Raw genomic sequence first — 25235 nt, forward strand, 5'->3', positions numbered from 1 at the left:
TCCTCCCGCGATCGGCCGTCACCGCGCTGTGACGCATTGACCGCCGGCCACGACCGCGAGCAGCTTCACCGGCGGCCATGCGGTCGAAGGAGGTGGGAATGGATCGCTGGCAGGCCATGAGGGTGTTCGTCAAGGTTGCCGAGACGGAGAGCTTCGCCGAGGCCGGCCGCCAGTTGCACATGAGCCCGCCGGCGGTCACGCGGGCCGTCCACACGCTGGAGGAACAGATCGGTGTCCGGCTGCTCACCCGGACGACGCGATCGGTGAAGCTGACCGAGGCGGGCAGCCGCTATCTCGATGACTGCCGCCGCATCCTTGCCGATATCGCCGATGCCGAGGCATCGGCCGCCGGCATTCATGCCAATCCCACCGGCACGCTCATCGTCACCGGGTCGGTGATGTTCGGCCAGATGTACGCGCTGCCCATCCTTCTCGAATATCTGGATCGCTATCCGGCGGTCACCGGGCGCAGCCTGTTCGTGGATCGGGTGGTGAACATCGTCGAGGAAGGCATCGACGTCGCCATCCGCATCGGCCACCTGCCGGATTCCGGCCTCAGCGCCATCCGGGTCGGCTCGGTCCGGCGGGTAATCTGCGGGGCCCCCTCCTATTTCGACACATATGGCATGCCGCGGAAGCCCGGCGACCTGGCGCATCACCGGATCATCGCGGCGACGGCGGCCTGGGCCTCGCCGGAATGGCGCTTCGGACAGGACGGAAAGACCAGCGTCACCGTTCGCCCTCGCCTTTTGTGCAACACCAACGAGGCCGCGATCGCCGCCGCCGAACAGGGCTGGGGGCTCACCCGCGTGCTCTCCTACCAGATCGGCCCTGCCCTGCTGGAGGGACGCCTGCAGGCCGTGCTGACCGAGCATGAAGAAAAGCCGGTGCCGATCCATGTCGTGCATGCGGAAGGCCGGCGCGCGCCTGCCAAGGTGCGAACCTTCGTCGACCTGGCGGTCGAACGCCTGCGCGCGAACCGCTTGTTCAACTGACGCCACGCCATCGAATGGCGCTCCGGGCGTCCTCCGTGTCCGCCCCCTCCTCACATCCTATCGTTCGGGCCTGACGGATTGTTCCGATCAACGGAACAATAACTTCCGCGTTTTGCCGATTAAAGCATCCGGCGACAGGGGCTATCTCTCCTCGCAAGGCGGACATCGAGCCGTTCACCGCTCTCGACCACGAGGAGGACATCATGAATCGACCGATCACGTCCCACGCGCCGATCACCATTCACCACCGTTTCGCGACGGTCGACGGCGTCGAGATGTTCTACCGGGAGGCCGGGCCGGCCGACGGGCCCGTCGTGCTGCTTCTGCACGGTTTCCCGACCTCGTCGCACATGTTCCGCAACCTGATGCCGCTGCTGGGTGACCGGTATCGCGTCATCGCCCCGGACTATCCCGGCTACGGCCAGAGCGACGCCCCGGATCACACGGCGTTCTCCTACACCTTCGCGCGCTATGCCGACATGGTGGATGCGCTGCTCGGCCAGCTGGGCGTCACGCGCTACGCCATGTATGTCATGGATTACGGCGCGCCCGTCGGCTACCGCCTCGCTCTCAAGCATCCCGAGCGGGTCAGCGGTCTGATCGTCCAGAACGGCAATGCCTATGAAGAGGGGTTGCGCGCGTTCTGGGACCCGATCAAGGCCTATTGGGCGGATGGTTCCGCCGAGCACCGGGACGCGCTTTCCTGGCTGGTGACCCTCGATGCCACGCGGTTCCAGTATGTTGACGGCGTCCGCGACCCGTCGCGCGTCAGCCCGGACAACTGGGTGCACGACCAAGCGCTTCTCGACCGGCCGGGCAACCGGGATATCCAGCTCGACATGCTCTATGACTACCGCACCAACGTTCCGCTCTATCCGCAATTCCAGCAGTTTTTCCGCGAGCGCCAGCCGCCGACGCTGATCGTCTGGGGCAAGAACGACACCATCTTTCCCGAGGAAGGTGCCCATCCCTATCTCCGCGACCTGCCGGCCGCCGAGCTGCATCTTCTCGATACCGGCCATTTCGCGCTCGAAGACAAGCTCGACGAAATGGCCCCGCTCATCCGCGATTTCCTCGATCGCGCCGTGGCGGCGCGCTGACCGCGCACCGGCGCCCGCAACCGCACGAAGGCCGTCGGGAGTAGAATGCCCGACGGCGCGAGCCGCCGGGATGGTCGTGCGCCTCCCGCCCCGGCTTCACCCTGGAGAACCGTCATGTCTTATGGGTTTCTGGATATTGCCATCACCCCGAGCGTCCGGGCCGCGCAGGCGGAGATGGGAGCCGATCGCCTCTGGACGGATTTCGAGGGGCATCGCGAATTCGACCGCTTCACCGAGAACGAGACCGCCTTCATTGCGGAGCGCGACAGCTTCTACATGGCCACCGTCTCGGAGACCGGCTGGCCCTATGTCCAGCACCGCGGCGGGCCGCCTGGCTTCCTGAAGATGATCGACGACCGGACCCTGGCCTTCGCCGATTATCGCGGCAACCGGCAATATGTCAGCACCGGCAATCTCGCGGCGAACGACCGGGCGTGCCTCATCCTCATGGACTATCCACGGCGCGCGCGCCTCAAGATCTACGCCCATGTCGAGAAGCTGGCACTGGACGCCGATCCGGCCCTGGCCGAACGGGTCGTCGATGTCGCGTACCGGGGAAAGCCCGAGCGGCTTTTCCGGCTGCGGCTGGAAGCCTTCGACTGGAACTGCCAGCAGCACATCCTCCCCCGCTTCACCGAGGCGGAGGTGACGCGGGCGATCCTTCCGCTCCATGAACGCCTTGCCCGGCTGGAGGCCGAGAACGCGGCGCTGCGCGCGCAGCTCGAAAACCGTGGCGACGCTTGATCGCACCCGCCCGTCTCCGCTCCGGCGCGACGGCTTCGCTGGGCAGCCGCCTTGCGGGCCGGCGCCGGCCCGGCGAGGTCACGATGGCACCGTTGCCAGCAGCGCCTCGCGCGCCGACCGGATGTGGCGGCGCATGAGGATTTCCGCGACGTCGCCGTCCCGCTCGACCAGCGCCGCGAGGACGCGCCGGTGCTCCTTCCAGGCGGCGAACCCGCGCCCCTTCAGCAGCCCGTGGCGCGAGCGGCAGAGCTTCAGCCGCGGATAGAACTGCTCGCACAGCAGCCCGGTGAGCACCGGATTGCGGCAGCCCACCGCGATGCGCACGTGGAAGTCGTTGTCGAAGTCGTTCTGGACATAGGGCCCCTCCGGGTTGGAGTGCAGGTCCTCGCCGTGCCGGTCGACGATGGTGGCGAGCTGCTCGAGCTCGGCATCGGTCATAGCCGTCGCCGCCAGCCGGCTGGCCATTCCCTCCAGCGCTTCGCGCACGTCGAGCAGCGACAGAAAATCCTCCAGCGTCGGCGAGATCACCCGCACGCCCTGATGGGCGACATGGGTGACGAGCCCCTTCTCCTGAAGGCGCCGCAGCGCCTCGCGGACCGGCGCGCGGCTGACGCCGAACTCGTCGGCGAGCGCCGGCTCGTTCAGCTTCTCGCCCGGCCGGATGCGCCCGGCCATGATCGCCGACGTCAGAATGTCGAACAGCGCATCGGACTGGTTCGCGCGGCGATCACTCTCCGGGCGAACGATTCTTGTCGACACGTTAGCGGGCAAACCCAGAGACCCCTCCCGATCAATCCTCGTTCCATGACTTGCAGTCACGGCGATTCTCTGCGATGTGTCGACAATAATGAAAATTAGGGAGGATAACCAGATGATACGCCTGCTTTTGGCCGTCTCTGCCGGCCTCGCCCTCGCCGGCGCCGCGTCAGCCCAGAACTTCCAGCCCGCCAACCCCGAATGCATCGCACCCGCTGCGCCGGGCGGCGGCTTCGATCTCACCTGCCGCGTCACCTCCCAGCAGCTCAACGAGCTCGGCATCGTCAAGCCGACGATCCGCACCACCAACATGCCCGGCGGCATCGGCGCGGTGGCCTACAACAACATCCAGGCCCGGCGCCCCAACGATCCCAACGTGATCATCGCCGTGTCCACCGGCTCCTGGGTCAACCTCGCCCAGGGCAAGTTCGGCCGCTTCACCGAGAACGACGTGCGCTGGCTCGGCGCCATCGGCGCGGATTACGGCGTTCTGGCCGTGCGCAAGGACAGCCCCTACAAGACGCTGCAGGACTTCGTCGACGCGCTGAAGAAGGATCCCGGCTCGGTGACGATCGGTGCCGGCGGCACGGTCGGCAGCCAGGACTGGATGAAGCCGGCTCTCGTCGCCAAGGCGGCAGGCGTGGATCCGCGCAAGATGCGCTACCTGTCCTATGAAGGCGGCGGCGAAGCGCTGGCCGCGCTGCTCGGCGGCACCATCCAGGCGGTGCCGGGCGATGCCTCGGAAGTGCAGGGCCAGCTCGAGGCCGGTGAGATCCGCGTGCTCGCCACCTTCTCCGAGGAGCGGCTGCCGGGCGTCTTCGCCAACGTGCCCACGGCCAAGGAGCAGGGCTACGACGTCCAGTGGCCGATCGTGCGCGGCTTCTACGCGCCGCCGAAGATCACCGACGAGCAATATGCCTATTGGGTCGATGCGCTGAAGAAGCTCAATGCCGATCCCAAATGGCAGAAGGTGCGCACCGATCAGGGCCTGTTCGCCTATGACTTGGTCGGCCCGGATTTCGACGCCTTCGCCAAGCAGCGCACCGACGCCTTCCGCAAGCTCGCCGCCGAAGTCGGCCTGAAGACCACCGGCAACTGAGGTCTGGTCATGAAGGCAGGGTTGTCGGGGGACCGCATCACCGGCTCTCTCTTTCTTCTCATCGGCATCGGCGCGATCTGGCACGCCTGGTCGCTGGACGTTCCCTTCGCGGCCGACCCGGTCGGCCCGAAGGCGTTCCCGATGGTGGTCGGGGCCTTGCTGGCGATCGCCGGCGCCTCCATCCTGCTGCGGCCCGAGGAGATCGAGTGGGAAGTCGGCGACTACGGCCGGGTCGCCGTGGTCGCCGGTGCGAGCTTTCTCTATCCGCTGGCGCTGGAATTCCTCGGCTTCGTCCCCGCGACGGCCCTGCTCTGCTTCGCCTGCGGCAAGGCCTTCCGCGGCCCGACGGTGGGCACGGCGATCGCCTCGCTCGCGCTCGCCGCGGCCTTCCTGCTGCTGATCGATACCCTGCTCGGCCTGCCGCTGCCGCGCGGACCGCTGGGGATCTGACATGGAAGCGCTGTCCTCGCTGGCCTTCGGCTTCAGCGTCGCCTTCACCCCGTTCAACCTGGCGCTGGCCCTTGCCGGCGCCGCCCTCGGCACGGCGATCGGCGCGCTGCCGGGCATCGGCCCGATCAACGCGATCGTGCTGCTGCTGCCGCTGTGCTTCTCGCTCAAGCTGCCGCCGGAGAGCGCGCTGATCCTGCTGGCCGGCATCTATTACGGCTCGGGCTATGGCGGACGCATCTCGTCCATTCTTCTGAACATTCCCGGGGATCCCGGGCTGGTCATGACCACGCTCGACGGCTACCCGCTCGCCCGCCAGGGCCGCGGCGCGGCGGCCCTGGCCCTCAGCGGCATCGGCAGCTTCGTCGGCGGCACGCTCACCGTCCTGCTGCTCACCTTCCTCGCCGTGCCGATCGCCCGCCTCGCCGTCGCGTTCGGACCCGCGGAATATGTGGCGCTGATGGTGCTCGCCTTTGCCCTGCTGTCAACGATGGGACAGGGGCGCACCGCCAAGACCTGGGCGGCGATCTGCCTCGGCCTGCTCGGCGCGATGATCGGCATCGACGGCGGCTCGGGCGTGGAGCGCTTCACCTTCGGCTCGCTGGAGATGCTGGGCGGCATCGATTTCACCACGCTGACGATCGGCCTGTTCGCGGTCAGCGAAATCCTGATCGTCGCCGAGGGCATGCGGTCGGGCGCGGTGACGCATCTCGGCTCCGGCGACCGGCTGAAGATCGGCGAACTCGTGCGGTGCCTGCCGGCGATGCTGCGCGCCACCGGCATCGGCTTCTTCCTCGGCGTGCTGCCGGGCACCGGGGCGGCGGTGGCCTCCGCCCTCGCCTACACCGCCGAGAAGCGGGTCTCGAACCGCAACGACACCTTCGGCAAGGGCGACATGCGGGGCCTTGCCGCGCCCGAGACCGCGGACAATGCGGCGCAGACCGCCTCGATGGTGCCGATGCTCGCGCTCGGCATTCCCGGCTCGGGCACCACGGCGGTCATGCTCGGCGCGCTGCTGATGTACTCGATCACCCCCGGCCCGCTGCTGTTCACCCAGCGACCGGAGATCGCCTGGGGGCTGATCGCCTCCATGTATATCGGCAACGTGATGCTGCTGGTGCTGAACCTGCCGCTGGTCGGCCTGTTCGCCCGCCTGCTGCTGGTGCCGAACTGGATCCTGTTCCCCGGCGTGCTCGGCCTCTCCTTCGCGGGCGTCTACGCCGCCACCAACTCGATGTTCGAGCTGCTGCTCACCACCGGCATCGGCATCGCCGCCTATGCGATGCGCAAGATGGGCATCCCGCTCATCCCGATGCTCATCGCCTTCGTGCTGGCGCGGCTGCTGGAAGACAACATCCGGCGCGCGCTCTCGATCTCCGACGGCGACCCGATGGCCCTGTTCTCCTCGCCGGTCGCCATCCTGTTCTGGCTGCTCGCCGCGCTGACGCTGCTGGTGCCGGTGCTGGCGCCGCATCTCGGCCGGCGCATCCGCACCGTCTCCGACAGCGAAGGCGGCTGAGGCCGCTTCGGTTCAACCGCATCTCCACAAGGATCAACGCCGTGACCTACCTCCTCAGCGCCGATCTTCCCGCCGCCCCGGCCGGCGCGCGCTTCCGCTCCCTGATCGAGCGCGACACGATCCTGCAGATGCCGGGCGCCCATAACGGGCTTGCCGCCATCCAGGCGCGCGATGCCGGCTTCGAGGCGCTCTATCTGTCGGGTGCGGCGGTGAGCGCCGCGATGGGCGTGCCGGATCTCGGCATCCTGACCGTCGACGACATGGCGTTCCACATCCGCCAGCTTGCCCGCGCCTCGAACCTTCCGGTCCTGGTCGATGGCGACACCGGCTATGGCGAGGCGCTCAACGTCATGCACATGGTCCGCAGCTTCGAGGATGCCGGCGCCGGCGCGGTGCAGATCGAGGACCAGATCCTGCCCAAGAAATGCGGGCACCTGAACGACAAGCATCTCGCCTCGCCCCAGGACATGGCTGCCAAGGTCAATGCCGCCCGCAGGGCCCGCCGCGATCTCGTCATCATCGCGCGCACGGATGCCGCCGCCAGCGAGGGCATCGAGGGCACGGTGGCGCGCGCCAGGCTCTATCTGGAAGCCGGCGCCGACGCGATCTTCCCGGAAGCGCTGACCTCGGTCGACATGTTCCGCGACGTGGCGCAGCGCCTGCCGGGCGTGAAGCTGCTCGCCAACATGACCGAGTTCGGCCGCACCCCGGCGCTGACCGCCGCGGAATTCGAGGAACTCGGCTACCGGATGGTGATCTGGCCGGTTTCCTCGCTGCGGGTGGCCGCCAAGGCGCAGGAGGAACTCTTCGACGAAATCCGTCGCGCCGGCACGCCGAAGGCGCTGATCGGCCGGATGCAGACCCGCGCCGAACTCTACGACACCATCCGCTACTTCGATTACGAGGCACTGGACCGGTCGATCGTCACCACGGTGCTTCCGTCCTAGGGGCAGCGACGCGGCCGCCGGCGGCACGGCCTCCCGATGCCGCCCGCGCGTCACCCGGCGTCGTGATGCAGGATGTAGAGCTTGCGCATCGTCTCGAGGATGGTCCATGCCCCCGTCCAGCCGCGCGGCAGCACGAGCACGTCGCCGGGGCCGATCTCGCGCAGTTCGCCGTCGCGGCGCGCAAGGCTCGCCCGGCCGGAGATGACGTGGCAGATTTCCGAGGAGGTGGAGCGGTCGGCGGTGAAATGCCCGGGCGTGCATTCCCACAGACCGATCTCGACCCGCCCATCCTCCGAGGTGAACAGCGCCTTCGCCGCCTCGAACTGGTTTCCGGTCGTCGAGGTCGGCTTCAGCTGGGCCGGGCCGAGATCGATGGTGGCGGCGCCCGGATAGGTCTCGAGATCGATCATGGGAAACTCCAAAGCGGATAGAAGCGGACGGGCGCCCCGGCGCCCGTGGCAAACAGGGGTCAATGACCGGTGATGCGGTCGGCGATATGCGCGAGGCGCGACGTGTGGCCGAGCCCCGCCTCCTCGCGCTCGTCGGCGATGCGGTAGAGCTGGTACATGCTGTGCACGCCGAGCCAGCGCAGCGGCTCGGGCTCCCACGGCGCCACCGTGCGGTTCACCCAGGGCAGCCGGGTCAGCTCGGTGTCGCGGCGCAGGACCAGGTCGCTCAGCGTGCGGCCGGCGAGATTGGAGCTCGATACGCCGAGCCCGACATAGCCGCCCGCCCAGCCGATGCCGGTCGCGGGATCGAGGCCGACGCTGGTGCACCAGTCGCGCGGCACGCCGAGCACGCCGCACCAGGCATGGTCGATGCGCGCGCCCGAGGCCTGCGGCAGCAGCCGGTCGAGAATGGCCTTCAGCTTGTCGATGGTCGCCTGCTGCGTCTGGCCGCGCACATCGGTCTTCGAGCCGAAGCGATAGGGCACGCCGCGCCCGCCCATGGTGATGCGCCCCTCGCGGGTGCGCTGGGCGTAGCAATAGGCATGGGCGTAGTCGCCGAGCAGCTCGTGCCCCTTCCAGCCGATCTCGTCCCACAGCGATGGCGGCAGCGGCTCGGTGATGATCTGCGCGCTGTTCAGCGGCAGGATCGCCCGCTCATAGCCCGGCAGCCCCGGCGTGAAGCCCTCGGTGGCGCGGATGATCAGCGGCGCGCGCACGGTGCCGCGATTGGTCGTCACCCGGCCTTTCTCGATGCGGGTCACTTCCGTCTGCTCGTAGATCGGCACGCCCAGGCGCTCGACGGCTTCGGCGAGGCCGCGCACCAGCTTGGCCGGCTGCACCCGCGCCATGTCGCGGATGACGAAGGCGCCCTGTGCGTTGCGGATATTGATGCGCGCCGTGGTTTGCCGCGCATCGAGCATCTCCACCCGCTCGGACGGCATCTCCCATTGCAGCATCGTCTCGTATTCCGCTCGCGCCCGGTCGAGCTGCGGCTTGTTGACGGCGACGTTGAGGTTATCGGCGCGGACGATGTCGGCGTCGATGCCCTCCGCCTGCGCCACCGCGATGACCTCGTCCACCGTGCCGGCCATGGCACGCTGCATGTCGACGACGCCGCCGCGCGTGGAGGTCTTGAGATATTTCTCGCGCGACCACCAGAACCCGCCGGACAGCCAGCCGCCATTGCGCCCGGAGGCGCCGAAGCCGGCGAACTCCCGCTCCACCATCACGATGCGGATCGAAGGGTCGGCCTTGCGCAGGTAATAGGCGGTCCACAGGCCGGTATAGCCGGCCCCGACGATGCACACATCCGCCTCGACATCGCCGGGCAGCGGAGAGCGGGGCGCCGGTATGCCGCCGATATCGGCATACCAGAACGAGATGTTGCCGTTGGTCTTCACGTCCATGGCGGCGGCTTTCGGGTTGGGATGGTCAGGTGAGGATGAGGTCGGCCTGGTCGTCGTCGGCCAGCAGCTTGGCGTCGCGCTCGGCGAAGCAGAGCGACACGGCGTCGCCGATGGCGAAGCTCTCCGCCTCCAGCGGCGAGCGGACGATGGCGGTCGAGCCGTCGCGCAGCCGGACCTCGTATTTCGAGCCGGAGCCGAGATAGATCGCCTCGGCGATCTCGCCGGACAGGCGGTTGCGGCCGCCCGCGCCGGCGCCGGGACGTGCGAGCGACAGCTTTTCGGGACGCAGCAGCATGACCGGGCGCGCGCCATCGGCGATGCGCCGGCGCGTCGTCACGGTCTCGCCGGCGATGGTGATCGCGGTTTCCTCGCCCGAGACCCGCGCCTCGCCGCGCAGCACGGTGGAATCGCCGATGAACTTGCCGACGAACAGCGTCGCCGGCTCGTCATAGAGCTGCCGGCCGGTGCCGATCTGCTCGATCCTGCCGTGGTTGAACACCGCGATCCGGTCGGAGAGCACCAGCGCCTCCTCCTGGTCGTGGGTGACGTAGACGAAGGTGGTGCCGAGCTCGCGATGGATGCGCTTGATCTCCAGCTGCAGCCATTCGCGCAGCTTCTTGTCGAGCGCGCCGAGCGGTTCGTCCATCAGCAGGATCGGCGGGTCGAACACAATGGCGCGGGCGAGCGCCACGCGCTGCTGCTGGCCGCCGGACAGTTCGCTCGGATAGCGATGGGCGAAGTCGGCCATCTTCACCATGTCGAGCGCCCGCGCCACCCGCCGCTCGCGCTCCGCCCGGCCGACGCCGCGCAGGGTGAGCGGATAGGCGACGTTGCGGCCGACATTCATGTGCGGGAACAGCGCGTAGTGCTGGAACACCACGCCGATGTTCCGCTTGTGCGCGGGCACCCCGACCATGCTGGTGCCGCCGACGGTCAATTCGCCCGAGGTGATCTCGGTAAAGCCGGCGACGACGTTGAGCGTCGTGGTCTTGCCCGAGCCGCTCGGCCCGAGCAGCGTCATGAACTCGCCGGGCTCGATGTGCAGCGACACGTCGTCCAGCGCCGTGAAGGCCCCATAGCGCTTGATGGCGGAGACGATGTCGATGGCCGCGCCCTTGGCGGCAGCGGTTGCGAGGGTGCTCTTCATGGATCAGCTTTTCCTCCGCCGGTTCCCCAGCAGCAGGCCGCCGGCGATGACCAGCGACGTGGCGAGGAACAGGACCGTGCCGACCGCGGCCACCGTGGGATCGGCGTCGCGGGTGATGCTGGTGAAGATCTGGACCGGGAGGGTCTTCAGATACGGGTTGGAGATGAAGAGCGCGACGATAATCTCGTCGAACGAGGTGACGAAGGCGAACAGGAGGCCCGAGAGGATGCCGGGCAGGATCAGCGGCAGCGTCACGGTGCGGAAGGCGGTCAGCCGGCCGGCGCCGCAGCTCGCCGCGGCGGTCTCCAGCCGCTTGTCGAACACCTCGAGATTGGCGGAGACGGCGATGATCACGAAGGGGATCGCCAGGATGGTGTGCGCCAGCACGAAGCCGCCGAGCGTGCCGACCAGATGGGCGTCGAGATAGACGGCGTAGATGCCGATGGCCAGCACCACGCCGGGCACCACCATCGGCGTGATCAGCAGCATGCGCAGGATCCCGCTCGCCGTCGCGCTCCGCATGCGGTCGAGGCCGAAGGCGGCGAGCGTGCCCAGCACGGTCGCCAGCACGGCGACGAGGGTCGCCACCTTCAGCGAGTTGAAGAAGCTCGACGACCAGTCCGGATTGGTGAGGAAGTTCTCGTACCATTGCCAGGAGAAGCCGACCGGCGGGAAGGCCAGCGACTTGTTGGCGTTGAACGACATGGGGATGACGACCAGCGTCGGCGCCACCAGCCAGACGGCGACGAGCAGGCAGACGAGGCCGAGGATGAGGCGGGTGTGTTTCTGCATCGGCATCACCGGCGCGCCCCCTGCTTGTGCCGCTGCCGCATCAGCGGCGCGGCGAGCGCGAGCAGCACGAAGGTCGCGACCAGCAGCACCACGCCCATGGCGCCGCCGCGTCCCCAGTTGAGCAGGCTCAGCACCTGGTTCTGCATCAGCGTCGACAGCAGCACGCTGCGCGGGCCGCCCAGCAGGGCGGGGGTGATGTAGAAGCCGAGCGCCAGGATGAACACGATGATCGCCCCGGCATAGACGCCGGGCAGCGACAGCGGCAGATAGACCTGCAGGAAGGCGCGGGACGGGCGGGCGCCGAGGCTGCGCGCCGCCTGCACCAGCCGCAGGTCGATCCCCCGCATCACCGAGTAGAGCGGCAGGATCATGAAGGGCAGCAGCACCTGCGTCATGCCGATCACCACGCCGAGCTGGGTGCGGATGAGCCGGACGGTGCCGAGGCCGGCCCATTTCAGCAGCGAGTTGATGACGCCGGAATCCTGCAACAGGATCACCCAGGCCATGGTGCGCACCACCCCCGAGACCCAGAACGGCACCAGCACGCAGAGGATCAGCAGCATGCGCATCGCCGGGCCGACGACCGTCATCATGTAGGCATAGGGATAGGCTGAGATCACGCAGGCCAGCGTCACCCAGGCGGATACCTCGAAGGTCCGCTGCAGCACCACGAGATTGACCGGCGTGCCGAAGAACCAGACATAGTTCTGCACGCCCCAGGCGGGCTCGGAAAAGCTGCGCAGCACGATGATGAGCAGCGGATAGCCGACCACCGCCACCAGCAGCACCAGCGCCGGCACGGTGAGCCAGAGCGGGCCGGCGATGAAGCGCGGCGCCTTGCGCGCTCCCTTCGCGGGTGGCGCTGCCGGCATGGGGGCCGCGGCCGGATCTGACGTGGGGAGGCTCACGGGATCACCTTGCGCAGATGGCTGCCGGATGGGCACCTGGAGCGGCCCGCAGGGCGCCTTCTCCAGGCCATGGCGAGGAAAACGCATGTGGAGGCGAAGGCGACGAGGCGGCCGGATCGGTGCGGCGGGACATCGTCACCGCCGCCCTCATCCCGCATCGCCGCCGGAAGCCGATGCGGCGGCCTCAGTTGCCGGCCATCAACTCCGTCCACTTCTCGCCGGCCGCCGCATAGTTCTTCACCCAGAACGGCATGTTGTACTGGTAGCCTTGGGCCACGCGCTCCGGCGTATTGGTGAGATAGGCGGCGGTGAAGTCGTCGACCTTCGGCTTCGCCTCGGTGTTGATCGGCGAATAGGAGGTCTTCTCGGTCAGCACTTCCTGCGCCTTCTTCCCGAGATAGGCATTGATGAGCGCATAGGCGGCATCGGTGTCCTTGGCGCCAACCGGAATGGTGATCTGGTCCATCACCACCAGCCAGTTCTTCCACACCGGCGCGTAGTTGGCGCCGTTCTTCGCCGCCGTCATGGCGCGGCCGGTCCACATCATGATCATGTCGGCTTCGCCGGATTCGGCGAGCTGCTGCGATTCCGCGCCGGTCTTCCAGAAGATGGTGTCCGGCCCGAGCGCCTTGATCTTGGCGATGCCCTTGCCGATGTCCGCCGGCGTCATCTTCGAAACGTCGCCACCATCGACGATGAAGGCCTGCTCGATCAGGCCGGGAACGGGATCGCCGCTGCCGTCGATGGCTCGCACGCCGGGGAACTTGGCGGTATCGAAGAAGTCCTTCCAGTCCTTCGGCGGGTTATCCTTGTACTTGTCCTTGTTGTACATGATGATCACGCCGTAATTCATCGCCGGCACGCTGCACTCGCCGACCTGTCCCTTCGGTATGTGCGAGACGTCGAGCTTCGACATGTCGAGCTTCTGGAACAGCGTGCCGCAATGCACGTAGGGCGGGAAATCGGCGGTGTCGACGACGTCCCAGGTGACGTTGCCGGATTCGACCTGCGCCTGCACCTTGGCGATCTCGGTCGGGCCGTCGCTGAGCAGCCGCACGCCGGACTTCTGCACGAAATCCTGCAGCGCCGCGATCTGCCCGTCCTGGTAGATGCCGCCATAGGACACGAAGGTCAGCGTCTTGCCCTTCAGCGCGCCTTCCTTGACCTCGCCCGCCACCGGCTTGTCCTGCGCGAGCGCCGGCGCCGCCGAGAGGGCGACGGCAAGGCCCGCCGCCATCACGCCCGACCAGGTTCCGCGGGCGCGGCTGGAAACTCCGTCATGCGTCTTCATCATTATTCCCCTCTCCTCTGTCAGCAGAGTGGCCGCTTCATCTGGAAACTGTCGCGGCGCGTTATGTCTTTCTGCGGCGTGTTATCGTTTCTTGTCCGCCACCGGCGGCTTCCACGTCACATAAAGATCGAGCTCTTCGGCGGAGGACGTGGCCGGTGCGATGATCCACATCACCTCCGCCCGTCCATTGCCGAGATTGACCGTCTTGTGCGGCGTCGAGGGCGCGTATTCGATGCTGTCGCCCTCCTCCAGCACATGGGTCTCGTCTGCGAGATGAACCCCGACGATGCCGCGCAGCACCACGAGCAGTTCGTGATGGCCGCCATGGGTGTACAGCGCCTCTCCCGTCGTGCCGCCGATGTCGAACTCGCCGATATAGACCTCGAACTCGTGCAGCGGGCGCTGTGACACCAGCGTCTTGCGGCAGCCGCCATTCTCGGGAAGCGCCGGACGCTGGCCGCGCTTCAGCACGGCATTGACCGGCGCCGGCTGGTCGCCGAACAGATCGGCGACGCGAATGCCGAGTGCCCCCGCGATCTGGATGAGGGTCGACGGGCTCGCCCCGGAACGCCCGCGCTCGAGCTGGCTGAGGAAGCTCGCGCTGGTTCCGGTCATCTCGCCCAATTGGCGGAGCGACAAGCGGCGCGCCAGCCGGAAACGCTTCAGCCGCGCCGCCAGAACGCCGGCATCGCGCCCCTCGATAGCGGCCTCGCCCGCTTCTTTCGCTGCACCCGCATCCATCATGAACGCGACGCTAACAAGCACTTCACAGCATGTAAAGTAACAATACTTACTTATCTGGACCTGCGTCCGCTGCATCGCAAAATAAGCTGCAATATCAAGCTGATCGATGCAGATTCGAATGAAACGACTTCACAGCGCGTAAAGTCTTTCGCCCATTTTCCCGCCAGCTTGCCGCAGCCCTACCCTGATGTCGGGCGCCCTCCGCCGCCAACGGCCGGATGCAAGCTTGCTACTGATCATCATCTGGTATAATCACTATCTCAATAGATAAGTGAGCCACAGGGGCTCGCGGGATTGGAAACGCCAAGGATTGTCGCAGCGCCCGCCGTCGCGCTCGTGCGCGCCGCGCGGCAATGCGATCCGACGCCCGGTCCGCACGCCCCGCTCCCTGCACAGGACGCGCGCATGGCCTCTCCCACCCGCATCGAAGCCGACTATCTGATCGAGACCGCCTATGATCCGCGCGCCGCCGCCGAGGCCATGGCGGGCGAGCAGTCGAGCGGCACCTTCGTGCCGGTGCCGGGCGAGACGCCGGAGCTGAAGGAACGCTCCGCCGCCCGCATCGAGGCGCTGGAGATCACCGAGAACGCCGAGGCTCCCTCGCTGCCGGGCGCCGGACGGCCGAAGAACGGGGACGCGCCGATCCGCCGCGCGCGGGTGACGCTGTCCTGGCCGATCGACAATATCGGCCCGTCCCTGCCCAACCTCACGGCCACCGTCGCCGGCAACCTGTTCGAACTGAAGCAGTTCTCCGGCTTGCGCCTCCTCGATATCCGCCTGCCGGCGGTCTTCGCCGAGGCCTATGGCGGGCCGAAATTCGGCGTGCCGGGCACGCGCCGCCTTGCCGGCATCGAGGGGCGCCCGATCATCGGCACCATCGTCAAGCCGAGCGTCGGCTTCGGCCCGCAGGAGACGGCCGATCTCGTGAAGCTGCTGTGCGAGGCCGGTATCGACTTCATCAAGGACGACGAGCTGCAGTCCGACGGGCCGGCCTGTCCGTTCGACGAGCGGGTGCGCGCGGTCATGCGCGTGATCAACGACCATGCGGACCGTACCGGCCGGAAGGTGATGTTCGCCTTCAACCTGACCGGCGAGCTGGACCAGATGCGCCGCCGGCATGATCTCGTGCTCAAGGAGGGCGGCACCTGCATCATGGCGAGCCTGAATTCGGTCGGGCTCGTCGGCATGGTGGAGCTGGGCCGCTTCACCGAGCTGCCGATCCATGCCCATCGCAATGGCTGGGGGTATCTGTCCCGCGCACCGATGCTCGGCTGGTCCTATGTGGCGTGGCAGAAGATCTGGCGCCTCGCCGGCGCCGACCACATGCACGTCAACGGGCTCTCCAACAAGTTCTCGGAGGCGGACGACAGCGTCATCGCCTCGGCGCGCGAATGCCTCACCCCGATGTTCGAGGAGAAGCCCTGCATCGCCATGCCGGTGTTCTCGTCCGGCCAGTCGGCGAAGCAGGCGCCGGGCACCTATGAGGCGCTCGGCTCGGCCGACCTGATCTTCGCCGCCGGCGGCGGCATCATGGCGCATCCCGACGGCCCGGCCGCCGGCGTCGCCAGCCTGCGCGAGGGCTGGGAGGCGGCGATGGCGCGCGTGCCGCTCGCCGATTATGCCCGCGACCACCGCGCGCTCGCCCGCGCGCTCGAGACCTACGCGGCATGAGCGCGGCGATCCACAGCGCGCGGGAGGAGGCGCTGCCCGCGGGGCGGCTGCTCACCTTCTATGGCGACGACTACACCGGCTCCTCCGCGGTGATGGAGGTGCTGAGCTTCGCCGGCGTGCCGACCGTGCTGTTCCTCGGCGCACCGACCCCGGAGCGCATCGCCCGTTTCAAGGACTTCCGGGCGCTCGGCGTCGCCGGCGTGGCGCGCTCGCAGTCGCCGGACTGGATGGCGGAGCATCTGCCGCCGGTGTTCCGGCAGCTCGCCGCGCTGGGCGCGCCCATCTCTCACTACAAGATCTGTTCGACCTTCGATTCCGCGCCGCATGTCGGCTCCATCGGCAAGGCGATCGAGCTCGCCGAGCCGATCCTCGGCGGCGCTTGGCACCCGCTCGTCGTCGGCGCGCCGGCCCTTGCCCGCTACCAGGCGTTCGGCCACCTGTTCGCCGCCATTGACGGCACCGGCTACCGGCTCGACCGCCATCCGGTGATGGCGCGCCATCCGGTGACGCCGATGCACGAGGCGGATGTGCGGGCGCACCTCGCCCGCCAGACCGCCCTCCCCATCGGCCTCGTCGACTTCGTCGCGCTGAAGGCCGGGCAAGGCGACGCCCGGCTCGCCCGCGAGCTGGCGAACCACGCGCGCATCGTCGCTCTCGACGTGCTCGACGAGGAGACGCTGATCGCCGCCGGCCGCCTCGTCTGGACGCATCGCGGCGACCGGCTGTTCACCGTCGGCTCGCAGGGGCTGGAATACGCACTGGTGGCGTATTGGCGCGCCGCCGGCCTGCTGCCGCGCGAGACGGTTGCGAACGAGATCACGCCGCGCGAGCGCATCGCCGTCGTCTCCGGCTCCTGCTCGCCGATCACCGCCGGGCAGATCGCCGTCGCGCTCGACAACGGCTTCGCGGGCATCCGGCTCGACGCCACGCGCGCGGTCGATGCCGAAAGCTGGGCCAGGGAGATCGGGCGCGGCGTACAGGAAGCGCTGCGGACGCTCGGCGAAGGCCGGGACCCGCTGATCTTCACCGCCAGCGGGCCGGACGATCCGGCCGTGCCGGCGCTCAACGCCGCTATCGCGGCGAGCGGCGCCTCGACCGGCGATGTCAATGCCCGCATCGGCGACGGTCTCGGCAGGGCGCTCGATCGCGTGGTGCGCGAGGGCGGGCTGGCGCGCGCCGTCATCTCCGGCGGCGACACGTCGGGTCACGCGGGCATGGCGCTCGGCATCTATGCGGTCACCGCGCTGGCGCCGCTGGCGCCGGGCTCCCCCCTCTGCCGCGCCTATGCGGACGATGCCCATGACGGGCTCGAGATCAGCTTCAAGGGCGGCCAGATGGGGACGCCCGATTTCTTCCCGGCGGCCAAGGGTTTGGGCGCCAACGCCACCAATCATCGGACCAGGAGAGAGTACGGGACATGAAGAAGATCGCTTTGCTGGGCGCCGGCGGCAAGATGGGCGTGCGCCTTGCCACCAACCTCAAGGACTCGGCCTATGAGGTGCTCCATGTCGAGCCCTCCGAGGAGGGCCGCAAGCGCCTCAAGGCCGCCACCGGCATCGATTGCGTCGATGGCGACAACGCCATCGCCGAATCCGACGCGGTGCTGATGGCGGTGCCGGACCGCATGATCGGCAAGATCGCCCATACCTTCATCGAGAAGGTGAAGCCGAACACCGCCATCATCATGCTCGACGCCGCCGCCCCCCATGCCGGCGAGCTGCCGAAGCGGGACGACGTGACCTATTTCGTCACCCATCCCTGCCACCCGCCGATCTTCAACGACGAGGTCACGGAAGCCGCCAAGAAGGACTTCTTCGGCGGCGTGCACGCCAAGCAGCACATCGTCTGCGCGCTGATGCAGGGGCCGGAGGAGCACTATGCCCAGTGCGAGCAGATCGCCCGCAACATCTACAAGCCGGTGATGCGCGCGCATCGCTGCACGGTCGAGCAGATCGCCATCATGGAGCCGGCGCTCGCCGAGACCATCGGCGCCACGCTCTGCCTTGCGCTGCGCGAAGCGACCGACGAGGCCGTGCGTCGCGGCGTGCCGCGCCAGGCGGCGACCGACTTCCTGCTCGGCCACCTCACCATCGAGCTCGCCATCGCCTTCGAGATCTTCCCGGAAGGCAAGTTCTCCGACGGCGCGCTCTATGCCATCGACCAGGCGCGCCCGCAGATCTTCAAGGAAGGCTGGCTGGAGCGGATCTTCGATCCCAAGGCGGTGCAGCGCTCGGTCGAGGAAATCTGCAACCCGCCCAAGGCCGCGTAGTCGGCCGGCGTGACGACCCGGGAGGCGGCCTGCCGCCTCCCTCCCCCGCCGAAGATCCGAACGGGCACGGCGGCCAGCAACCATTCCCGGAGGAAGCCATGCCCATACTCGTCAGCGGACGCCTCTGCGCCGCGCTCGTCGCCTCGCTCTTCGTCTCCACCGCCGCCTCGGCGCAGGTACAGGACCGCACGCTGAAATTCGGCTACTCGACCTTCGAGGCGCATCCGCTCGGCCAGGGGGCCAACAAGTTCGTCGAGCTGGTCGGCCAGAAGAGCGGCGGCAAGATCAAGATGAAGGTCTATCCGGCGACGCAGCTCGGCTCGGAGACGCAGACCATCTCCGCCACGCAGGGCGGCGTGCAGGACATCGTCGGCACCTCGACGGCGCCCTTGGTCGGCCTCGTCAAGGAATACGCCATCTTCGACTTCCCCTTCCTGTTCAGCAACGAGAAGGAGGCCGATGCGGTGGTCGACGGCCCGGTCGGCCAGACCCTGCTCGCCAAGCTGTCGGACAAGAATCTCGTCGGGCTCTGCTTCTTCGAGAACGGCTTCCGCCATGTGACCAATTCGAAGCGGCCGATCACCACCGCCGCCGATGTCGAGGGGCTGAAGATCCGCACCATGCAGAACCCGGTCTATATCGACGCCTTCAAGACGCTCGGCGCCAACGCCGTGCCGATGCCGTGGCCGGAGGTCTATACCGCGCTGGAATCCGGCGCGATCGACGCCCAGGAAAACCCCTACGGCATCATCTACGTCAACAAGCTGAACGAAGTTCAGAAATATGTGAGCGTAACCAAGCACGCCTATTCGCCCTGGGCGATGATCATGAGCAAGAAGCTCTGGGACAAGCTCTCCCCCGAGGAGCAGAAGATCTTCGTCGATTCCTGCAACGAGGCGAAGACCTACCAGCGCCAGGTGAGCCGCGCCGAGGACGCCAAGATCATCTCGGAGCTGAAGGCGAAGGGCATGGCGATCAACGAGCTGTCTCCCGAGGAGACCGCCAAGATCAAGGCGAAGCTTCAGCCGGTGATCGACAAATACGCCCCGAGCGTCGGCGAGGAGCTGGTGCGTCAGGCCCAGACCTCGATCGCCGGCACGCACTGAGCCTCGAGGCTTCGTCGTCCCCCCGGAACGGCCGCGAGGCCGCCTCCGGGAGGACCGGCCGCATTCTGGAAAGCAACCTCGTCCCGAGGTCTCGCCGCAGGCGGGCCTCGAAGGAGGTTGAAGCAGAGCGCCGCCCTCGGAGGCGCATCCTTCGAGGCCGGGCCGAAGCCGGGCACCTCAGGATGAGGGCGCTCTGCCATCGCGCAGATTCTCGGGAGGAAGGGCCGTGTCGCGACTGGTCGATGCCTATTTCGCGCTGCTGAAGGCGCTCATCGCGCTGCTTTTGGCGGCAATGGTGGTGCTGGTGTTCGGCAATGTCGTGCTGCGCTACGGCTTCAATTCCGGCATCACGCTGTCGGAGGAGGTCTCGCGCTGGATGTTCGTCTGGCTCACCTTCCTCGGCGCCATCGTCGCGCTGCGCGAGCACGGCCATCTCGGCGTCGATTCGCTGGTGCGCCGCCTGCCGCTGTGGGGCAAGAAGCTCTGCTTCGTGGTGAGCTACGCGCTGATGCTCTACGCCATCATCCTGCTGCTGGTCGGCAGCTGGCAGCAGAGCCTCATCAACTGGGACGTCGTCGCCCCCGCCTCCGGCCTCTCGGTCGCGCTGTTCTACGGCGTCGGGCTGGTGTTCGCGATCTCGACCATCCCGATCCTGCTCGGCGGCCTCTACCGCGTCCTCAGCGGCCGGGCGAGCGAGGCCGAGCTGGTCGCCATCCGCGAGTCGGAGGAGGAGGACGTCGACGAGATCCAGCGCCGCCACCTCGCCGAGCGCGAAGGCTTCGACGGCGTGGCCCTCGGCCGCCGCGCGGGAGGCGTCTCATGACCATCCTCGTCTTCGCCAGCTCCCTGCTCGGCACCATGGCGATCGGCATGCCGATCGCCTTCGCGCTGCTGCTCGCCGGCGTGGCGCTGATGCATTATCTCGACATCTTCGATCCGCAGATCATTGCCCAGAACATCATCAACGGCGCCGACTCCTTCCCGCTGATGGCGGTGCCGTTCTTCATGCTCGCCGGCGAATTGATGAACACCGGTGGCCTGTCGAAGCGCATCGTCAATGTCGCGCTCGCCGCGGTCGGCCATGTGAAGGGCGGGCTCGGCTATGTCGCCATCCTCGCCGCCTGCGTGATCTCGGCGCTGTCCGGCTCGGCTGTGGCGGATGCCGCCGCGCTCTCCGCCCTGCTGGTGCCGATGATGGTGAAAGCCGGGCACAGCAAGCCGCGCTCGGCCGGCCTCATCGCCGCGTCCAGCGTCATCGGGCCGATCATCCCGCCGAGCATCGGCTTCGTGATCTTCGGCGTGATCGGCGGCGTCTCCATCACCAAGCTGTTCCTCGCCGGCCTGGTGCCCGGCCTGATCATCGGCGTCGCCCTGGCCCTGGCGTGGTGGTGGGAGGTGCGCAAGGAAGACCTCGTCCCGCCTCCCCGGCAGAGCCCGCGCGAGCTCGGCCGCGCACTGATCGACGGAGCCTGGGCGCTGATGCTGCCGGTGATCATCATCGTCGGCCTCAAGCTCGGCGTATTCACGCCGACCGAATCCGCCGTGGTCGCCGCGGTCTATTCGCTGTTCGTCGCCACCTGCGTGTATCGCGAGCTGAAGATCGGCGAGCTCTACGGCGTGTTCGTCACCGCCGCCAAGACCACAGCGGTGGTGATGTTCCTGGTGGCGGCGGCGCTGGTGTCGTCCTGGCTGATCACCGTCTCCGACATAGCGAGCGATCTCGTCGCCCTGCTGCAGCCCCTGATGGACAACCAGACGCTGCTGCTGCTCGCCATCATGGCGGTGGTGATCATCGTCGGCACCGCGATGGACATGACCCCGACGATCCTGGTGCTGACCCCTGTGCTGATGCCGATCATCAAGAGCGCGGGCATCGACCCGGTCTATTTCGGCGTGCTGTTCATCGTGAACAATTCGATCGGACTGATCACCCCACCGGTCGGCACGGTGCTCAATGTGGTCTCCGGCGTCGCCCGCATCGGCATGGAGGATCTGATCAAGGCGGTATGGCCCTTCATGCTGGTGCAATTCGTCGCGCTGCTGCTGATGGTGCTGTTCCCGGAGCTCGTCATGTGGCCGGCACGCCTTATCGGCCATTGACTAGCGAGGCATGAACAGGCCGTGGTATACTCAACGTACCACCGCTTCGATACCGGCTCGCCGCGCCGTTTTCCAGCGGCAGCGACGCAGCAGGAGCGCGAGGATGGCGAACGTCTCCGAGACCATCGTTCGAAGGAAACTCTCGCATGAGGTGTTCGATCGCCTGAAGGCGATGATCACCGGCGGCGAACTGGCGCCCGGCGACGCCATGCCCTCCGAGCGCGACCTGATGGACCGCTTCGGCGTGGGCCGCCCGGCAATTCGCGAGGCGATGCAGGCACTTGCCAATATCGGGCTGATCACCATCACCCATGGCGAACGCGCCCGCGTGCAGCGCCTCACCGCCAAATCGATCTTCCAGCAGGTCGACCTCACCGCCAACATCCTTTTGTCCGCCTCGCCCGACAGCCTCGAGCACCTGAAGCAGGCCCGCCGCTTTTTCGAGCGGGGCATGGTGCGGGAAGCGGCGCTGCGCGCGAGCCCGGAGGACGTGGCGCGGCTCCAGGAAACGCTGGACCAGCAGGCGCGCAGCGTCGGCGATCCCGATGCCTTCATCTCCAACGACATGCGCTTCCACACCCAGATCGCCGCCATCTCCGGCAATCCCATCTTCGAGGCGGTGAGCGAGGCCATGCTGGGCTGGCTACGGCAGTATCACACCGAGATGCTGCTCTGGACCGGCCGCGAAGCGCTCACCCTGACCGAGCATGCGCTGATCCTGCGCTGCATCGGCGAACACCAGCCCGAAGAGGCGGAAGCGGCGATGGTGAAGCACCTCGACCGCTCCAGCGTTCTCTACGCTCATTCCGGCTGATCGATCCGCGCCACCGCATAGGGCAATAGCCGCAGCAGCCGTCCGGTCATCGCCGCCGGCAGGGTAGCGCGGCGCTCAGGCAGGAGGCTGGTCTCGTCCAATAGCGTGCACCAGCCGCCGAACGGCAGTTCCACCGCCTGCGGCTCCGGCGTGAGATTGGCGAGCAGCAGCGTCGAGCCGCCTTCGGGGCCGACGGCGGCGAGGGCCAGCACCCTCTCCTCGGCGCTGGAGCGGCAGGATCGGCGCTGCCATCCGGCGATCGAGGACAACATGCGTGCGGCATGGAAGACCGGCCGCGGCGTGCCGTCCCCGTCGATGAGACCGAAATCCCCGGTCAGCGCGCCACCGACGAAGGCTGCGACACCAGCCTCGCCGAGGCGTGCCGCATAGCCGATCATCCAGGCGGCCGCGAACAGGCCGTGCTGGCGCGGATCGCGCTCCGCCATGGTGACGCGCCCGCCTGCCGGGTTCGGGGTGGTGCGCGCGCCATAGGGATTGTGGCGCATGCCGATGGTCGAGGGACCGATCCGGTAGGGCCGGTCCCTGCCGATGATCGCCCGCGCCGAGCGCAGGATGAAGGGGAGCGCCTCGAGCGATTGCATCACGCTGCGATCATCCGCGTCGTGCACGATCGGGCAGGTGCAATGGGTGACGAAGTCGAGCCGCGCGACCGGCGGGTGCTTGCGGTTCAGCTCGGTGAAATAGCTGAACATGCCTCCGCCCACTATCAGCCCGGGAAAGGCTGCGCGGGCCGCGTCATAGACCTCCTCGAGCGGCGGGCAGGCCGGCCAGATGCTGCCCGGCGGCGTCGAGCGGCGATCGACCGCCGGACTGACCGCGACGGCATCCAGCCGTAGCCCGGCCTCGGCGACGAGGCGGGCGATCCGGCGCAACTCCTCGGCCGGCGGCTCGACGCATGGCAGCACGCATTCGAGGACGGTTTCGGCGTCGATGAGGCGCGCAATCCGCTCGAAATCGCGGAGTGCCTCGACGCCGTGGCCGGCGGTCGGATCGAAATGGCAGAGCAGCGTCTGCGGCGCGAGCTCCTGCAGGCGCCCGGCATGCGCGAGCGTGGCCTGCGCCTGCTCCGGGGCCAGCACCAGGCCGAAATCGGCGAAGCGTCCCGCCGCGCCGTCGCAGGTCACGCGGACCGGCTCCGGCACCTTCGACGCCCCGTCCCGCACTTTCGGCTCGCGCGCCTCGATGCGCAGCGCCACCGATTGGCGCAGCGGCACGCCGGCCGGCAGCGTATAGGGCCAGGGCAAGGCCAGCGGCCGCACATAGGTCTTGTAGGACGCGTCGGACCAGTTGCGCTGGTCCTCCATCTCGAAGGCGTCGCCCTCCATGCGGCAGGTGGCGCGGATGCCGGGCCCGACCTCATGAGTGATCGCCCGCATGTCCTTGAACGGCTGCGCCGGCTCGATGAGGTCGGGCAACACCGCGTGCTCGACCGATCCGTCGACATGCTCGACCTCGACCGGCCGGCCGGCGAGCCCGAGGATCGGGTGCAGCACGGTGAAGCCGCAGCGATTGGTGACGAAATCGCCGGTCGGCGTTGCCTCGGCGCCGAAGCTCACCGAGCCGTCGGCTCGGCCGAGGATGGTAGCTTCATAGGTCAGCTCGGAGCCGTCCTCCGCCGTGCAGCGCGCACGGTAGCGCACCTCGAAGGCTTCGCGCCCCTCCTCGATCACGAGATCGTCTATGGCCGGGATATAGGTGCCCCAGGAGGTGTCCCGCACCAGGAAGGACACGGCGCGCAGCACCTCGCGCCCGCGAAAGGCGATGGCGCGGAGATTGCCGTCCACCAGTTCGGCCGTGAGGTCCCCGGCCCGCAGTCGCCGGATCTCGGGAAGAGGTTCTTCGGTGCCGTAATAGGCGCGCAGCAATGCGGCGGTCATGCGTGTCAGATCCCGGCCAGTGCGATGGTGTCGCCGGTCGCGGCGCTCAGATAGGCCGCCTCGACCAGCGCGAGCGTCTTGAGGTTGTCCCGGCCCGAGGTCGCCGGCTCGCGCGCTTCGGCGAGGCAATCGACGAAGTGCCGCTGGATGGCGACGACGCTTTCCTGGATCAGGTGCCAGGGTCGCTCCATCCATGAGTGCAGCGGCGGCGCGACCTCGAGCGTCTCGCTCCCGGCGGCGTCGGTGACGACCATGCGGAAATCGCGGCCGAGGCGGATCGTGCCGCGGCTGCCGTCGATCTCGACGAGGGTCTGCGGGAAAGGCTCCTCGGCGAGGCGGGTCGCATAGGAGCAGTCGACGATGGAGGCGACGCCGCTCTCGTGGTCGAGCAGCATGGTCGCCACGTCCTCGCCGCGGATCGCCGGATTGACGCGCCTCGTGCGGGCCGTCATCCGCTCGGCGTCGCCGAACAGGAAGCGGGCGATGTCCAGGCTGTGAATGCCGAGATCCTCGATGATGAAACGCTCGCCGGTGGCGAGATAGGGCTGGCCGGAAAACACGTCATAGGCCGATCGGAACGAGACCCGCCCCCAGAACACCTCGCCGATCCGCCCGCTATCGATCGCCGCGCGCACCGCCCGGATGGGCGCTTGCCAGCGGAAGTTCTCGTGCACCATCAGCGGCACGCCTGCGGCTTCGCAGGCGGCGACCATGGCCCGCCCCTCCTCCATGGAGGCCGCGAAGGGCTTCTGGCAGATGACCGGCACGCGATGGCGCGCGGCAAGCTCGACGAGGGCGCGATGGCTCGGCAGCGTGGTCGCGATGTCGACGAAGTCGAGCGCCTCTCCCGCGAACAAGGCCTCGGCATCGGCATAGCGCCGCTCGATGCCGAAATCCCGCCCCACCGCGGCGAGCCTCCCGGGATCGCGGTCGCACAAAGCGACGATGCGCGCGCCGCGCATCTCCTGCCACGCATGCAGCTGGTTGACGGCGAAGAAGCCGCAGCCGATCAGGGCCCCGTTCAAGCTCACCG

At 68.0% G+C, this 25235-nt stretch carries 24 protein-coding genes; 14 read left to right on the plus strand and 10 right to left on the minus strand.

Going from position 1 to position 25235, the window contains the following annotated elements; all coding sequences use genetic code 11:
• The first annotated feature begins 98 nt into the window (after nucleotides 1–98).
• The 3 genes from KHC19_RS12065 (at nucleotide 99) to KHC19_RS12075 (ending at nucleotide 2839) form a co-directional block, all read left to right on the plus strand.
• On the plus strand, nucleotides 99–995 hold the full coding sequence (locus tag KHC19_RS12065; protein WP_213352608.1) for a LysR family transcriptional regulator: 897 nt from the start codon (nucleotides 99–101) through the stop codon (nucleotides 993–995).
• Nucleotides 996–1198: 203 nt separating this feature from the next.
• Entirely contained in the window at nucleotides 1199–2095 is an 897-nt protein-coding gene (locus tag KHC19_RS12070; RefSeq protein ID WP_213352609.1) for an alpha/beta fold hydrolase, read from the plus strand.
• A 114-nt stretch (nucleotides 2096–2209) separates the two neighbouring features.
• A complete protein-coding gene (locus KHC19_RS12075; protein ID WP_213352788.1) occupies nucleotides 2210–2839 on the plus strand; it encodes a pyridoxamine 5'-phosphate oxidase family protein in 630 nt (209 codons plus the stop codon).
• A gap of 78 nt (nucleotides 2840–2917) precedes the next feature.
• Here the strand turns inward: KHC19_RS12075 and KHC19_RS12080 are convergent, their stop codons facing one another.
• Complete coding sequence (locus KHC19_RS12080; protein ID WP_343207703.1) at nucleotides 2918–3598, minus strand: GntR family transcriptional regulator; 681 nt, start codon at nucleotides 3596–3598, stop codon at nucleotides 2918–2920.
• A 112-nt stretch (nucleotides 3599–3710) separates the two neighbouring features.
• On the opposite strand from KHC19_RS12080, the gene KHC19_RS12085 reads away from it, so the two are divergent.
• The 4 genes from KHC19_RS12085 to prpB are packed head-to-tail and all read left to right on the plus strand — an operon-like array spanning nucleotide 3711 to nucleotide 7607.
• Nucleotides 3711–4694: a Bug family tripartite tricarboxylate transporter substrate binding protein gene (locus tag KHC19_RS12085; RefSeq protein ID WP_213352611.1), complete on the plus strand. Its 984-nt coding sequence runs from the start codon at nucleotides 3711–3713 to the stop codon at nucleotides 4692–4694.
• A 9-nt stretch (nucleotides 4695–4703) separates the two neighbouring features.
• Nucleotides 4704–5144 carry a tripartite tricarboxylate transporter TctB family protein gene (locus KHC19_RS12090; RefSeq protein ID WP_213352612.1) on the plus strand — a complete coding sequence of 147 codons (441 nt, stop codon included), beginning with the start codon at nucleotides 4704–4706 and terminating at the stop codon, nucleotides 5142–5144.
• 1 nt (nucleotide 5145) lies between these two features.
• Nucleotides 5146–6660 carry a tripartite tricarboxylate transporter permease gene (locus KHC19_RS12095; RefSeq protein WP_213352613.1) on the plus strand — a complete coding sequence of 505 codons (1515 nt, stop codon included), beginning with the start codon at nucleotides 5146–5148 and terminating at the stop codon, nucleotides 6658–6660.
• Nucleotides 6661–6701: 41 nt separating this feature from the next.
• A complete protein-coding gene (gene prpB, locus KHC19_RS12100; protein ID WP_213352614.1) occupies nucleotides 6702–7607 on the plus strand; it encodes a methylisocitrate lyase in 906 nt (301 codons plus the stop codon).
• A 50-nt stretch (nucleotides 7608–7657) separates the two neighbouring features.
• Here prpB and KHC19_RS12105 read toward each other — a convergent pair whose 3' ends face one another.
• From KHC19_RS12105 to KHC19_RS12135, 7 genes are all read right to left on the minus strand, one after another.
• Entirely contained in the window at nucleotides 7658–8017 is a 360-nt protein-coding gene (locus KHC19_RS12105; RefSeq protein WP_213352615.1) for a cupin domain-containing protein, read from the minus strand.
• A 59-nt stretch (nucleotides 8018–8076) separates the two neighbouring features.
• Entirely contained in the window at nucleotides 8077–9462 is a 1386-nt protein-coding gene (locus KHC19_RS12110; protein ID WP_213352616.1) for an NAD(P)/FAD-dependent oxidoreductase, read from the minus strand.
• 25 nt (nucleotides 9463–9487) lie between these two features.
• Complete coding sequence (locus KHC19_RS12115; RefSeq protein ID WP_213352617.1) at nucleotides 9488–10609, minus strand: ABC transporter ATP-binding protein; 1122 nt, start codon at nucleotides 10607–10609, stop codon at nucleotides 9488–9490.
• Nucleotides 10610–10612: 3 nt separating this feature from the next.
• On the minus strand, nucleotides 10613–11407 hold the full coding sequence (locus KHC19_RS12120; RefSeq protein ID WP_213352618.1) for an ABC transporter permease: 795 nt from the start codon (nucleotides 11405–11407) through the stop codon (nucleotides 10613–10615).
• Complete coding sequence (locus tag KHC19_RS12125) at nucleotides 11407–12273, minus strand: ABC transporter permease (protein WP_213352789.1); 867 nt, start codon at nucleotides 12271–12273, stop codon at nucleotides 11407–11409. Before KHC19_RS12125 ends, KHC19_RS12120 begins: the two co-directional genes overlap by 1 nt.
• Before the next feature lie 220 nt (nucleotides 12274–12493).
• The gene (locus KHC19_RS12130; RefSeq protein ID WP_378297110.1) at nucleotides 12494–13546 is read right to left on the minus strand and encodes an extracellular solute-binding protein; all 1053 of its coding nucleotides are present in this window, start codon (nucleotides 13544–13546) and stop codon (nucleotides 12494–12496) included.
• Between the two features lie 135 nt (nucleotides 13547–13681).
• Nucleotides 13682–14344, minus strand: coding sequence for a helix-turn-helix domain-containing protein (locus KHC19_RS12135; protein WP_213352619.1), 663 nt, complete (start codon nucleotides 14342–14344; stop codon nucleotides 13682–13684).
• Between the two features lie 405 nt (nucleotides 14345–14749).
• Here KHC19_RS12135 and KHC19_RS12140 point away from each other — a divergent pair, with 405 nt between their 5' ends.
• From KHC19_RS12140 to KHC19_RS12170, 7 genes are all read left to right on the plus strand, one after another.
• Nucleotides 14750–16015 (plus strand): ribulose-bisphosphate carboxylase large subunit family protein, encoded by a 1266-nt coding sequence (locus KHC19_RS12140; RefSeq protein WP_213352620.1) that lies wholly within the window; start codon nucleotides 14750–14752, stop codon nucleotides 16013–16015.
• Complete coding sequence (locus tag KHC19_RS12145) at nucleotides 16012–17436, plus strand: four-carbon acid sugar kinase family protein (protein WP_213352621.1); 1425 nt, start codon at nucleotides 16012–16014, stop codon at nucleotides 17434–17436. The genes KHC19_RS12140 and KHC19_RS12145 overlap by 4 nt, the downstream gene beginning before the upstream one ends.
• The gene (locus KHC19_RS12150) at nucleotides 17433–18284 is read left to right on the plus strand and encodes a phosphogluconate dehydrogenase C-terminal domain-containing protein (RefSeq protein ID WP_213352622.1); all 852 of its coding nucleotides are present in this window, start codon (nucleotides 17433–17435) and stop codon (nucleotides 18282–18284) included. Before KHC19_RS12145 ends, KHC19_RS12150 begins: the two co-directional genes overlap by 4 nt.
• A gap of 98 nt (nucleotides 18285–18382) precedes the next feature.
• Nucleotides 18383–19390 carry a TRAP transporter substrate-binding protein gene (locus tag KHC19_RS12155; RefSeq protein WP_213352623.1) on the plus strand — a complete coding sequence of 336 codons (1008 nt, stop codon included), beginning with the start codon at nucleotides 18383–18385 and terminating at the stop codon, nucleotides 19388–19390.
• A gap of 226 nt (nucleotides 19391–19616) precedes the next feature.
• The gene (locus KHC19_RS12160) at nucleotides 19617–20213 is read left to right on the plus strand and encodes a TRAP transporter small permease (protein ID WP_213352624.1); all 597 of its coding nucleotides are present in this window, start codon (nucleotides 19617–19619) and stop codon (nucleotides 20211–20213) included.
• Nucleotides 20210–21490, plus strand: a complete 1281-nt coding sequence (locus KHC19_RS12165) for a TRAP transporter large permease (protein WP_213352625.1) — start codon at nucleotides 20210–20212, stop codon at nucleotides 21488–21490. The genes KHC19_RS12160 and KHC19_RS12165 overlap by 4 nt, the downstream gene beginning before the upstream one ends.
• A 103-nt stretch (nucleotides 21491–21593) precedes the next feature.
• Nucleotides 21594–22304: a transcriptional regulator NanR gene (locus KHC19_RS12170; protein WP_213352626.1), complete on the plus strand. Its 711-nt coding sequence runs from the start codon at nucleotides 21594–21596 to the stop codon at nucleotides 22302–22304.
• Here KHC19_RS12170 and apnL read toward each other — a convergent pair.
• Entirely contained in the window at nucleotides 22292–24202 is a 1911-nt protein-coding gene (gene apnL, locus KHC19_RS12175) for a D-apionate lactonase (RefSeq protein WP_213352627.1), read from the minus strand. The two genes, KHC19_RS12170 and apnL, sit on opposite strands and share 13 nt — an antisense overlap.
• Nucleotides 24203–24207: 5 nt before the next feature.
• On the minus strand, nucleotides 24208–25233 hold the full coding sequence (locus tag KHC19_RS12180; protein WP_213352628.1) for a Gfo/Idh/MocA family protein: 1026 nt from the start codon (nucleotides 25231–25233) through the stop codon (nucleotides 24208–24210).
• Nucleotides 25234–25235 lie beyond the last annotated feature (2 nt).

The organism is Ancylobacter oerskovii (assembly GCF_018390555.1).
GTDB lineage: Bacteria > Pseudomonadota > Alphaproteobacteria > Rhizobiales > Xanthobacteraceae > Ancylobacter > Ancylobacter oerskovii.